Source organism: Sulfurimonas sp. C5, from assembly GCF_029872055.1.
GTDB lineage: Bacteria > Campylobacterota > Campylobacteria > Campylobacterales > Sulfurimonadaceae > Sulfurimonas.
The window spans coordinates 223,883-237,203 of record NZ_JARXNQ010000001.1 but is presented as its reverse complement, the minus strand read 5'-3'; the positions used below and the strand labels follow the sequence as shown (position 1 = coordinate 237,203).

Annotated in this window: 9 protein-coding genes and 5 tRNA genes; 3 read left to right on the top strand and 11 right to left on the bottom strand. The window is 33.6% G+C overall.

Features of this window, described 5'->3' with window-relative positions; all coding sequences use genetic code 11:
- Window positions 1–15: 15 nt before the first annotated feature.
- Genes P6N22_RS01225 through P6N22_RS01210 form a run of 4 tightly spaced genes read right to left on the bottom strand, consistent with a single transcriptional unit; the run spans window position 16 to window position 4,174 of the window.
- Window positions 16–687 carry an ABC transporter ATP-binding protein gene (locus P6N22_RS01225; RefSeq protein WP_280329404.1) on the bottom strand — a complete coding sequence of 224 codons (672 nt, stop codon included), beginning with the start codon at window positions 685–687 and terminating at the stop codon, window positions 16–18.
- On the bottom strand, window positions 680–1,849 hold the full coding sequence (gene trmB, locus P6N22_RS01220) for a tRNA (guanosine(46)-N7)-methyltransferase TrmB (protein ID WP_280329402.1): 1,170 nt from the start codon (window positions 1,847–1,849) through the stop codon (window positions 680–682). Before trmB ends, P6N22_RS01225 begins: the two co-directional genes overlap by 8 nt.
- Entirely contained in the window at window positions 1,849–3,231 is a 1,383-nt protein-coding gene (locus tag P6N22_RS01215) for a hypothetical protein (protein ID WP_280329400.1), read from the bottom strand. Before P6N22_RS01215 ends, trmB begins: the two co-directional genes overlap by 1 nt.
- The gene (locus tag P6N22_RS01210) at window positions 3,179–4,174 is read right to left on the bottom strand and encodes an RluA family pseudouridine synthase (RefSeq protein WP_280329399.1); all 996 of its coding nucleotides are present in this window, start codon (window positions 4,172–4,174) and stop codon (window positions 3,179–3,181) included. The genes P6N22_RS01215 and P6N22_RS01210 overlap by 53 nt, the downstream gene beginning before the upstream one ends.
- 49 nt (window positions 4,175–4,223) lie before the next feature.
- On the opposite strand from P6N22_RS01210, the gene P6N22_RS01205 reads away from it, so the two are divergent.
- From P6N22_RS01205 to P6N22_RS01195, 3 genes are read left to right on the top strand one after another with little or no spacing between them, the layout of a single operon-like run.
- The gene (locus P6N22_RS01205) at window positions 4,224–5,336 is read left to right on the top strand and encodes an FtsW/RodA/SpoVE family cell cycle protein (protein WP_280329397.1); all 1,113 of its coding nucleotides are present in this window, start codon (window positions 4,224–4,226) and stop codon (window positions 5,334–5,336) included.
- A 12-nt stretch (window positions 5,337–5,348) separates the two neighbouring features.
- Window positions 5,349–6,233: a CorA family divalent cation transporter gene (locus tag P6N22_RS01200; RefSeq protein WP_280329395.1), complete on the top strand. Its 885-nt coding sequence runs from the start codon at window positions 5,349–5,351 to the stop codon at window positions 6,231–6,233.
- Between the two features lie 46 nt (window positions 6,234–6,279).
- Entirely contained in the window at window positions 6,280–8,136 is a 1,857-nt protein-coding gene (locus tag P6N22_RS01195) for a hypothetical protein (protein WP_280329393.1), read from the top strand.
- A gap of 29 nt (window positions 8,137–8,165) precedes the next feature.
- Here P6N22_RS01195 and P6N22_RS01190 read toward each other — a convergent pair whose 3' ends face one another.
- From P6N22_RS01190 to P6N22_RS01160, 7 genes are all read right to left on the bottom strand, one after another.
- Window positions 8,166–10,034, bottom strand: coding sequence for a methyl-accepting chemotaxis protein (locus P6N22_RS01190; RefSeq protein ID WP_280329391.1), 1,869 nt, complete (start codon window positions 10,032–10,034; stop codon window positions 8,166–8,168).
- Between the two features lie 126 nt (window positions 10,035–10,160).
- Complete coding sequence (locus P6N22_RS01185; RefSeq protein ID WP_280329389.1) at window positions 10,161–12,707, bottom strand: bifunctional diguanylate cyclase/phosphodiesterase; 2,547 nt, start codon at window positions 12,705–12,707, stop codon at window positions 10,161–10,163.
- A gap of 144 nt (window positions 12,708–12,851) precedes the next feature.
- Window positions 12,852–12,928 (bottom strand) — tRNA-Asp (locus P6N22_RS01180).
- 15 nt (window positions 12,929–12,943) lie between these two features.
- Window positions 12,944–13,019 (bottom strand) — tRNA-Val (locus P6N22_RS01175).
- 29 nt (window positions 13,020–13,048) lie between these two features.
- A tRNA-Glu gene (locus P6N22_RS01170) sits at window positions 13,049–13,124 on the bottom strand.
- A 28-nt stretch (window positions 13,125–13,152) separates the two neighbouring features.
- Window positions 13,153–13,228: transfer RNA gene (locus P6N22_RS01165), tRNA-Val, on the bottom strand.
- A gap of 13 nt (window positions 13,229–13,241) precedes the next feature.
- A tRNA-Asp gene (locus P6N22_RS01160) sits at window positions 13,242–13,318 on the bottom strand.
- Window positions 13,319–13,321: the final 3 nt, after the last annotated feature.

The following is a 13,321-nucleotide window of genomic DNA, read 5'->3' as shown; positions in this document are numbered from 1 at the left end:
AACGATATATGATTTTTAAAGGACTTCACGAATATCTCCAAACTCTATATGATAATGTTTATAATTCACTTTCAGATTTTCAGGTATATGGTGTGTCACAACAATAACAGTTGTCTTCAACTGTTCATTTGCACCTTCTAAAAGGTTCCATATTAATTGTGAAGAGTATTCATCAAGATTTCCCGTCGGTTCATCGGCTAAAATAAGAATAGGATTGTGTGCCAAAGCTCTTGCCATTGCAACACGCTGTTGCTCTCCACCACTAAGTTCCATAGGATATTTTCCCGCTTGATGTTTGAGCCTTACATGTTTTAAAAGTGAATCCACCTGATTTTGAGTCACTGTTTTATCATAACCGTTTATAATCAAAGGAAGCATGATGTTTTTTTCAATAGTCCACTCTTTGACAAGTTTATAATCTTGAAAAACTATCCCTAGATGCTTTCGTAAAAAGTTAAGTTTTGAGTTTGAAACATTTTTCAGCTCCACCCCGCCTACAACAAGAGAACCCTCTTTAGGTCTCAACGCACCGTAAAGAGACTTTAGCAATGTAGACTTTCCACTTCCACTGGCACCTGTAATAAATACAAAACTACTCGAGTCTATAGAGAAACTAGCTTTATTAATAATAGTTTCATCACTAGAGTATGATAGAGATAGATTTTCGGCGATTATAACTTTATCCATTCAAAACCTCACCCAGATATTTATGCGCATTTAAATTCATACGTGATTTTAATGGAAGTTCAGGATAATATTTGGCCTCTTTATTTTCTACAATTACATAAAGATGCTCTGGTCTGTCAAAACTTCCCATAGAGATTCTGAGCATTACACCGTTTTGGGTCGTATAAACTCTTTCAAAATGGATAAATCCACCATCAAATCTATGTGTTTTGCCATGTAGTTTTAATAACTCTTCATCTGATAACTTTGGTGTTTCAAAAGAAAAATTGCCTTCAATTGAAAGTTCTGGAGAAATTTCATCGTTAGTCATAATAACATCATAGATATTTTTTTCCATCTTTCTCCATCTATCTTCATACTTTGAAGTAATGGCTATATCTTTGTTTTTATTGATAAGAAGTGTTGTTTTTGGAAATGCTATAAATGTTTCATACGAATAAGCATAATAATTTTCACTGTCTGTTCTAAGTTCTAGTGTACCGCCCTCTTTCAGTACTCTTCTGCATTCTGTAATAAAAGCAGTGGAGATGACACGACGATGTGGCTTTTTATCCCAAGGTACAGGGAAGTGTACATAAACAGCACCCACTAAGTTTGAAGGCACCAGTTCCATAAAAAGTCTTGCATCATAATCAAGAACCATAACATTGTCAAGCTTTTGAATAACAACTTGTTTTAAAACTTGTTCAATTGAGGGTCTGTGGATTTCAATACCTATAAACAGAACGTTAGGATTATTCGCTGCTTGATGTAGTAAATGGCGCCCAGAACCAAATCCAACTTCAATACGCACCTCTTTATCTGTTGGAAAATCCTTTGCAAAAAACTCAATCTTTTTGAGTGCTGTAGATTCATCCAAGTGGACATTCTTACGCTCTATAACATTTGAAGCAAGAACTTCAAGCTCTGCTGCTTTTGCATATGCCAGTAAAGCTTTATGTACAAGTGTAATTGATGCAGGACGGGTAAGTTTATCCGTTTTTAACAGCACTCTGTTTTCTTCATTTTTTACAAGCAGAAAGAATGATTCTCCATCTACTTTTGCAGATATCAACTCTTCATCATCACGTGTTGCATTCTCTGCAAAAAAATCAAACTGAACCCCATCAATTGTCTGAGGAAGTTCTATCTTTTTAAACTCTTTAATATGTAAATGTGGCATTATAACTCGTTCATTTCTAAATCTTCTGTCGGTGCAATAACGTTTTTGTTACCTTGTACATCAACAGGTTTCTCAACACTTTGTGCTTCTGCTTCTTTTGCTTTTGGTGCTGCTTTAAACTCTGTTGATTCAGGAGTTACAACAACTACTGCTTCACTTGCTTCAGAGATAATTTGATTAGCATCAAGACTATATACTCTATAGGTATATGTAGTGTCTGGAAGTACAGCTTTATCAGTAAAGTTCATTCCTCTAAGATCTCTAAATTCTTCTCTTTTAGAATCAAACCAACCTTGTTTTGCTTCTTTTACTACTATATAACTTTGTGATCTCGGATCTACTTTTGACCAGTTTAATTCTATAGACGAACCTACAAGTTCAGCTTTAAACACTGCTGGTGCAGCAGGTTTTGGCAGAGTCATCCCCATAATACTGCGTTTTTCATGTTCACTCTCAAGACCATCTTTATCTACAACACTTACACGATAAAAATAACGTGCACCATCTTCATCAATTTTATCAGTAAAAGTATTGTTATGAAGTTTTGCAATCAATTCATATGAACCGTCTAGACTCTCTGAACGGTATACATAGTATCTAGAAAAATCTTCTTGTGTAGTTGCTTCCCACTCAATTTTTATCTCTTTTGGCAGATTAGTAGTTACTCTGATATCCGTAACACTTTTTGGTAAAGGTTTTGTAACAACTTTTACCATTTGTGACGGCGTAGATACGATACCATCAAATGTTTTAACTCTGATTCTGTACATATATACATAATTATCCTTAAGCCTTGTATCCAAATACTCTGCAGTTAGTCTGTCATTTACAGTATCAAGCTCTTTCCATTCTGTATCTTCAAGTGTTTTACGCTCTATAATGTATTTTTGCACTCTTTGATTTGAATGGGGACGCCAGATAATTTTTGCACTTCTTGGAAGTCCTGTAATACTATGGATCCAAGAGATAGATTGTAAGACAGGTTTAGTGTTGACTTTATAAACCTCACTCATTCTACCCTGGGTATCTTTTGCGAATACTCTAAAACTATATGCATATGTAGTATCCGGTTCTACTCTGTCATCAACATAGTGTGTTTTGAAACGACTGTTGACAGTATCATAATACTGCATCTCTTTGTTAGTGTCCGACTTTGGAGATGTTCGATAAACATATATATTCTCAACTCTCGGATCTTGTATACTATTCCATTCAAAAGCGATACTTGTCATGTCTGTAATAATTCCACTTTTAGTCAGTGTAATTACAGGTAGTGTATCATCGATTGCCGTTTGTTCGTCCGGTTTTGGCTGTATACCTGCACAAGCACTAAATGTCAGCAGTGAAGCTGTTAGTAATGTACCTAAGTTGAGTAACTTCATTAACTTTCTCCATATCAAATTTTTTATCTATAAAATTCTGCATACTATCATCGTATTTTGCTTCAAATGTAAGAAGCTCTTTTGTTTTTGGATGTACAAAATATATTATGTACGCATGGAGCAAAATCCGTTCCGATTTCTCCATTTTTGGGCTTTGCGCGTAAAGATGCTCACCTACAATATGTCTGTTTAAACTTTCAAGATGTACCCTGATTTGATGTGTTCTTCCCGTAAAAAGCTTACATGCAATCAGTTGCATTTTTTCATCTGTACTCATTAGAAGCTGTTTAAACATTGTTTTTGCAGTTTTTCCATGCTCTAAACCACTTGCCATTTTCAAACGGTTTGAACTGCTGCGTCCGATGTTTGACTCTATAGTAGTAATATCATCTTTTAAAGGTGGTGCAATTATAGCAAGATAATATCTTCCCATACTTTTATCCTGCAGTTGCTGCGATAAAAACTCATGTGCTTCATTATTTTTTGCAATTACCATAGCACCTGATGTCCCTTTATCAAGACGATGTACTATCCCGTGACGCTCTTCACCGCTGATTGTTGAAAGACGGATCCCTTTAAACTTTAACCAGTCAACCAGAGTTGGTTCTTTAACGCTGGGTGCAGGATGTACTGTTACTCCGCTTGGTTTATTGATAACTAAAACATCATCATCTTCGTAAAGAACTTCTACATCTTTTGCCCACTCAACTTCTTCTAACAAGTTAGTGTTAGCTTCTTCAATTTGTAATTCCGGAAACTCTACTCGTATCTTCTGCCCTGCTTTGAGCTTTACACCTGGACGTGCTACTAATTTATCATCGACAAAGACAACTTCCTGCTTAATAAGCTGTGCTATCTGCGAACGTGTTTGAGCTATTTGTGAAGCTAAAAATGTATCTAATCGTTCTGATTTTTCACAAATATACTCTTTTACATCTCTCATTATATACCTTTATGTTACAATCACAATAATTTATTTTGGAGTTACAAATTTGTGGAGATTTGATAAGAGTATTTTATCACAATTTGACTTTTTTTCTATAATTCTTATCATCCCCCTCGTTGTTATGTCTAACTGGCTGATCGGCGAAGCGGTTCCTGCATTGGCAGACAAGCAGCTTGCTTACGTTGGTGTAGCAATGATCACATTTTTAGGTGTATTTTTGCTTCCAATTAGAAAAATGCGCTGGGTAATTCCATTTATTTATTGGTTTAATATTCTTTTACTTTTGGCCGTAGAGTTTTTTGGGCACGCAAGACTCGGAGCACAAAGATGGATCGACATCCCTTTTATCAATGCGACAATTCAACCATCAGAATTTGTAAAACCTGCACTTATTTTAATGCTTGCATATCTGATCGATAAAAAGCCCCCTCCCATTGGTGGTTACAGACTAAAAGACTTTATCCGTCTAAGTGTTTACATTCTCATCCCTTTTATTTTAATTGCTAAAGAACCCGATCTTGGAACAGCATTAGTACTTCTTCTTATCGGCTATGGTGTATTATTTTTTGTAGGGATTTATTGGAAAATCTTAGCGACTATTTTTGCAGCCATACTTTTAATTTCTCCTCTTGCTTATAAATACGCACTTCATGATTATCAAAAAGTTCGTATTAAAGACTTTTTGAGTGAAAAACCATCGTATCACGTACAACAATCTATCATTGCCATCGGATCTGGCGGTTGGACTGGAAAAAATAAAGAAGAAGCCACGCAGACACAAATGAAATTCCTTCCTATTGCGACAAGTGACTTTATTTTTGCATTTGTTGTAGAGAGAACAGGTTTTCTTGGAGCTCTACTGCTTATATCAATTTATATCATTTTGATTCTGCATCTTTTAAGCCTTGGTGTTTTTAATACAGACTATTATATAAAAGTAGTTACAGTTTCCATATCCTTTATGATATTTATTTATATGGGTGTCAATATCTCCATGACTATAGGTTTTGCCCCTGTTGTAGGGGTTCCACTGCCTATGTTCAGTTACGGAGGTAGCAGCTTTTTAAATTTTATGATACTATTTGCTATAATGCAAAATCTTATCACTTTTAGATATAGAGATTTATATGATAAAAGTGGAACAAAGAGTTTTCTCTAAAGGAGTGTTCTTGTGGCTACTGTAATCGACTTTGAAACTATTAGTTCGCAACTCGATCCACTGCATCTCCAAGATATTCAGAACCCTGAACACCCGTCATATTATTTTTCTACTGATTCTTATGATCTATTAATTGTAAGATTTTTTGAGATCGAAAAGGATGAATTACACGGTGTCTCTATCCCTTACATTATTCAAGAAGATAAAATTTTCAAATATGATCGTATTACTAATAAATTTACTGTATACAATACTTTTCATGAGATGCTACGCTCTATTGAATTACGTTCCAAAAAAGCAGAAAGACTTGTAAAACGTTATTTGGATGAGATTGACAATCTTGAGGATGCTTTGTACTCCCGTAAAATACCTACTATATTTTTGGATCTCTGGTTTGACCTCAAAAAGGATTTGACACGTATTGACAGAATGTTGGAGAGAATTGACAGTGTTTTAAAAGAGTATGTCGAAGTAAATCGTGACAATGATGATTTTCCAGATGATATTATGTCAAATATTTTAGAACATACGCAGCGCTATCAGAGACTTGCAAATCTTCATACAATCAAGCTCGATACTCTTTATAATTACTATAACTCACTGAAAAACGATAAAATCAATAACAATATTTATGTCTTGACTATTTTATCGGGAATCTTTTTACCATTAAATTTGATCGTAGGTTTTTTTGGGATGAACACACAAAACCTCTTCTTCAGTAATGATCCAAACGGAACAACAAACGTCATAATTTTACTCTTTATGATGTTTATTATTCTTCTGCTTGTATTTCCTATTACAAAGGTAGTACATAGATACTTTTTACAGAAAGTTTTAAATAAATTTCATATCTACAACAATATACTCAAAAAAATCAAAAAATTGACTAAACACTAAAACAGCTGACGTTTAATTTTAAGAATAATAAAGATAGAATGGTCATATGAAAAAACTTGGAAAAATACTTTTCTTTAATGCTACAGAGGCTACGGGAATTATTATAACTGCACAGAAAGAAAAACTTCAATTCAATGTAATGGAATGGAACGATTTTGATGTCATGCCTACATTGGGTTTAGAAGTTTTTTTTGAACTCTCAGATGGAACTGTAAAGAATATTATCGTAAAACAGGAAGGTGAAGAGTTAGAAGAGGAATCTTCTGAAGCAAACTCTGAAGCTGAAGAACAAAGTACAAAAAGCCAAGAAGAATCTCAAGAAAACACTATTATTAAAAGCGATGAAAACAATTCAGAACAAATAGAAGAAATAGACAATAATCAAGATAGTGACACGCCTGTTCAACAAACTGTTGATGTGGAAGTAAAAGCTCAAGAGGAACCTATTTCTCAAAATGATGAAGATGACTATAAAACAGATGTAAATGAAAATAGAGATGAACCTGAGCAAGAGACTACCAATAAGAAAGTAGAATCTCAAGAAAAAACTATATCTCATAACAATGAAAACGAATCAGACCATGAAAAAGAAACAGATGAAAATCAAGAGACTGATGAACCTGAACATTTTCAAGATGATCCAGAGATCGAGTGTATAGAGGACCTAGAAGAGGAATATGGGCCTCGAGAAGAGAGTGTTACACTCACACTAAATCTGAAAATAGCTGTACAAAACTATTTCAATATTATCGAAGACCATATAAATTCCAGAGAAAAATATAAAAAAGTAAATGGTAAACTTGACTATCTTATAATCAAGCGTTTTTTATGGACTATGTTTAATAACTTAAGTGAAATAGATATACATATCATTACTCCACAAATCAGAAGTTTGAGTGAAGATCTTAAAATCATGGGAAAAGTTCATGAAGATTTTATGAGAAAAACGAAATATCCTTCTTTAGCATATGAAGAGGTATTTTTAGCCTGCCAAGATGAGTATATGAAAATCAAAAGAGGTGCTCAAGACATGATGGAAAGGTTGGCTCGTCTTCAAAACAACGAGAAACATGTCGGCAGTATCTTAAAAGTAAAAAAAGAAGAGCTTTCAGATAACATCAATACGGAAGAGTTTGATCTTCTGCAAAATGAGCTTAAATCCCTCAACGGTGCTTATGTAGATACTGTTCATATGATGGCAGAATTAGATGAACGTTATAAACATGACATGGAACTTTTAAAAACATTTGAAGATGAATACAGGGGAGATTTCTATGAAATATTTAATGAAGCGGCACAGAAACATAAAACCAGTATACTTGAGATTTTAAATGCCCAAGCTTTTTTTCTAGACAGTCAACTTTGGGATATAGCAAAAAATTCGAAAGCGATCAAATCACACTTTCAACAATCATCCATCGACGGTGAATTAAATACTAAAACATATTTAAAATATTATTTAGATCTACTGGATAATACTAAAGCGAATGATGATACTAAAAAACTTTTTGAACTCTATGACTATTTAGCATCACTTCATAAAGAACATATAATGGTGCTTACATCTTCTGCTCAAGATGCCATGGATCATGAATCTGCTTTAAAGAAACTTGGTTCTAGTTATGAAATAAAAGCATTTATCAATGAAAAATCAGCCTTAAAATGGGCCTTAAAACATAGTGTAAAAGTGTTAGTCGTTGAAGATCAACTTACAAGAATGCGAGTTGAGACTTTTTTAAAATATTATCAAAAGTATATACTTGTAAATCCAAAAATAATACTTTTAGGTGAAAAACCTTTAAATTGTCCATATCCAATTTCCAAGCTTCTTTCTAAAGGAGTATCATCTAGAGTCATTACTCAGAATGTAAAGGATTTACTCATAAAGAAAAAAGCAACGTGACAATTAGATTCTTGGACTAAAAAGACTCATTAAGTCTTAAACTGTTCAAGTTTTTGTGTCAATGATACAGTCATCTGATTGAGATGTTCTGAAGCTTTGGCAATCTCTTCTACACTTCTTGCATTTTGTGTTGATATACCGTTAATATTAGCTATAATAGAAGCTACTTCATTAACATTCTTACCTGTATTTTCAAATTCCACAACAGTTCTTTCACTCACGAGTGTAGCCTTATTTACAATTTCATTTGTCTGTTCAATTTTATCTTTTACATCTGTAGAGATATTTGCTAATTTTTCCATCTCTTTAGAATTATGTGTCATTTGTTCGCTTGCGGAATTTGTTACCTGAACAATCATATTAATTGAACTGTCTATCTCAATTAATGTTTTTTGTGTCCTTTCAGCAAGCTTTCTTACCTCGTCAGCAACAACGGCAAAACCTCGTCCATGTTCCCCAGCACGTGCAGCTTCAATTGCAGCATTGAGTGCTAATAAATTTGTTTGATCGGCAATATCAGATATGACACTGAGCACACTTTTTACTTGATCCATATCTCTTGCAAGAGTTTCAATCGTATTTGCAAGTTCAGTTTCTAAAGTTGCATTGTTGTGTACACTTTCAGTCAGATGTGCAATCTCATTACTAGCTTCATTAAGCATATGATTGGCTTCTAAAATTTCCTCTTTAGATTTTTGTGCATCTTCAACAGCAAGCATAATTTTTTGAATAATCTCTTCTGTTTGATTCGTTGCACGCTCAATTATCATTACAGATTCTTCAACATTTTTTCCAACCTGTAATGAAGTCGTTGATAGTTCATGTGAGATCGATGAGTTTTCTAAAGAATTTGACTTTGCATCATTAATAAGAGTATGCAGTGCTTTTAACATATCGTTAAGATCTTTGGCCAGTTTTGTCAGTTCATCTGCACCCTCAACTGCTAAGAATTTAGAAAGGTCCTTTTTATTTGTCATCTCAAAAATAGAATTTGAAATAGCCTGTACTTTTTTATTGATTGTTTTTGTCACCATCCAAGTCAAAATAATCATTATGGTAAATAAGAGTATATATAATGTCACAGACATCATATTAACTTGTGATTCTTTTGCTACAATAATTGCATCTACTCTATCAATAAGCTCTTTTAGATATGTGTCAGTTTGGTGTACAGTATCTCTCATTTTACCAAGAGCACCGTCATGAGAAGTAAGACCTATCTGCTTTTCACCTGTAACATAATTATAAAAATCTCTTTTATACGCTTCTAATAACTTTAGAGCCAAAGCTTTATCAGAAATTTTTTCATCTTGTAAATCTGCTAAGAAAACCTTCATGGATGCATCAAATTTTCCTACATATTTTAGATCTTTTCTAAGCATAAAATCTTTTTCTGCACGGCGCAGCATAAGCATATCAGCACTTAGTTTATAGTTCTTGTCTTTTTTTAGTAGCGACTCCAACTGATGAACACTGTTTCGCAAAGAGCCATAAAGCCCGTCTTTTGGATTCAGCCCTATTTTTTTCTGTACTTCAACAACACCGGTAAAACTATTTGCATATTCTTTAACAATACCATTAAGTTTATCTAGTTCGCCAGATTCAATATTTACATCTTTAAATTGTCCGAATAAGGAGTCTATATAGAGTGAAAGTTTTTTAAAATTTTTTTGATATTTTTCAAAGTATGCCAAATCATTTCTACTTAAGAAATCTTTCTCATTGCGTCGCAACTGCAATATTTGTGTTTCTATATTTTTCACTTCATATTTAATGGTGTTTAAGATCTTTGCTTCACTGAAAGAGTAATAGAAAAAAACACCTAAAATAGCGAAGGAAACAATAGATATTCCAGCCATAGCGATAAGTTTTGCTTTGAAAGTTTTTAGAGAGAACATACATACTTCCTTTCCATTAATATAAATGGTAGTTATAGATTGTATGTAATTATTATTTAAACTAATCTTTAAACACAAGAAATCTCTTATATTCTATTTTATAGATCATGAAAAATGATCAAAATTTTATCTATTAGTTAAATCTTTAGAAGGTTTTCCTATATGATACCCCTGAGCATAATCAATCTCTATCTCTTTTAAAAACTTCAATATATCTTCATTCTCAACATACTCTGCAATTGTCTCAACTTCTAACTCTTTGGCAAGGGAGATAATAGACTTCACAAAAGCAAGATCTTTTTTATCTTGATGAATATTGATAATAAAATCACCGTCTATTTTAATATAATCGATAGGAAATCTTTTTATATAATGAAATGTTGAAAAACCTGAACCGAAATCATCAATTGCAAAACGGAATCCTTCGATTTTTAAGTTCTGAACAAACTTTTCTAACAAGCTAAAACTTTTTACAGTTTCTCTTTCCGTGATCTCAAATACAATCTTACTGCGATCTATTTCATACTCGGTAGTTAAAGTAACTATTTTATTAATAAACTCTCCAATAATAAGAGCCTTTGGAGAAAGATTTATAAATAATATACCTGTGTAGTTGATCTCTTTTATTTTTGCAAATGCTGCTTCAATAACCATATAATCCATTTGATGCACGACACCTAGAGCTTCTGCCGTTTCTATAAATCGACCTGCCGATATCAGTTCATCTTCAACTTCTATACGCATTAGCAGTTCATGAATCTCTACCTCATCTGTTTTCACATTCATAATAGGTTGAAAATGAGGTATTATTTTTTTCTCTTTAATTGCAGTAAGTACTATCAGTGATTGGTCTTGTGTTTTTTGATATATCTCTTCCAAGTCTGTACTGTTAGGATATCTAATAGCATTTTTACCTTCATACTTCGCTTTATACATCATTGCATCGGCTACATCAAAAAGTTCTTTTGGTGTTTTTGCATGTTCAGGGTATGTTGCCAGACCGACTGAAACCGTCATACTTGTCGGCTTACCATCTGGTGCTATTAATTCAAAATTATTCACGTTTTCCAGGATTCTGCTTGCTACAGTAAAACTGTCTTGCGTATCAGACTGCGGTAAAATTAAGGTAAACTCATCCCCTCCGTATCTTGATAAGATATCTTCATCTCTTTTTGAATCTTCTAGTAGATTTGCAAACGCTTTTAAGAAATCATCTCCAAAGCTGTGCCCATAAGTATCGTTGATAGGTTTAAAATTGTCACAATCAATTACAAGTACAGTAAACTCATATTTATGTCTTGTAGCTCTTCTTACTTCATAATCTAAAAGATCTCTAAATACCCTTTGAGTGAATAGTCCAGTTAAAGGATCTCTCGTTGCATAAAATTCTAAATGCTCTGTATACTTATTAATTGCCTTAATTGAGCCGACTAGGTTTAACAGTGTCGTTAAAATTGAATCAATTACAATAGAGTGAATTGAATCTTTTTCCATTCGTGCCTGAATTCCAAGTCCTACAATTCCACCGATTTTCGGTGATTCTAAAAGTAAAGATTTTGCTTCATGCTCAATATCATCAATTGCCAATTGTGTTAAACAAAGGTTCTCATCACTGAAATTATGACTTACTTTCGCACCGTTATGCTCTAAATGATGATACTCTTTGATCATCTCTTTTGAAAGTTCATCAAGGTGTTTCATCAGTTTTTTATCCGGTTTACCATACCAGAACACTTCCACTTCATACTGATCTTCTTCCGTTTTAAAGATTGTAATCAAACAATATACAGGAAGAACGAAATTGATCTCATGTAAAAGGTCTTTAATGTACTCTTTCCAGTCACGAATGATTTCTGAAGTGATAACCATTTTATCAAGCAGTTTTACTTCAAACTCAAGTATATCTTTATCTACGGCGATATCTTTAAGTTTGTTGCTTAATATATCAAGCCCTTCGAGTATTTGGTCAAACTCTTTGTATGTATTTTTCTCTTTCTTTATTGTAAGGTTTTTAAAGTCTTTAACACTGTTAATATTTTGTATCTTTTTTTGAAAGGCATCCAATGAGATATTGATCTTGTTTAAAAATAGTTTTGAAATAATGTAAACTACTAAGAACATAAACGGCAATATAAAAATGAAAAATAATAAGTGCTTGCTTTTGCTATTAGCAATAATTTCAGAAAAATCATATTCTACAGAAACTACACCAAGTACATCTCCCTCTTGGGTATTGATATGACACTGCATACATTCTTGCTTAGCAATAATAGGTGTAATAATTTTAGTGGTATCATTTTGTGTAGTCAGAATCTTCTCTTTTGTCTGAAAAACCTTTTGAATGTTCTTGTTCATTTCCCCTTGTTCAATGCTTCCAAAAAGCGCTTCAACCTTTTTACCCCTATACACCTCTACTGAATAGTTACTGTTTTCAAAAGAGTTTTGTGTTTCTGTTAAAAAAACTTGCAGATCTTCCCTGCTCCAACCTTTTCTCATAACCTGGTACATAGAGTTAAAAACTTGTTTGGACAAAGATTCGGAAACTTTTTGGATTTCGGTAATGGTGATATTTTTATATACATATGAAGAGAACAGATAAAACAATACGAATAAACTGACTGTAATGGCTAAAATAGATATACGGAAGGCATTTTTTAATGTTGTTATTTTCATATATTCATTACCTATCAAATATAATTTTAAGTAATTATAATACCTTGAATGTAGTTAATGTGCAAGAAAATAACTTATAAAATAAATTAATTGATATGATTACTAAAGTTGTTTGATAAGATTGTGTTTATTTTAAGAAAAAGATGGCGCGGTGGACGAGACTCGAACTCGCGACCCCCTGCGTGACAGGCAGGTATTCTAACCAACTGAACTACCACCGCAACCGAAAAAAGAAATGGTGGGCACTACTGGACTCGAACCAGTGACATCTACCTTGTAAGGGTAGCGCTCTACCAACTGAGCTAAGCGCCCATTAAATGGGAAATTAAAAACACCGAAATTGGCGACCCCTAAAGGATTTGAACCTCTGTTACTACCATGAAGTGATAGTGTCCTTGGCCACTAGACGAAAGGGTCACTTATGTTAACAAAGGGTTATTGTTAATGGTGGGCACTACTGGACTCGAACCAGTGACATCTACCTTGTAAGGGTAGCGCTCTACCAACTGAGCTAAGCGCCCTTTTTCAACCAAATGGCGCGGTGGACGAGACTCGAACTCGCGACCCCCTGCGTGACAGGCAGGTATTCTAACCAACTGAACTACCACCGCATT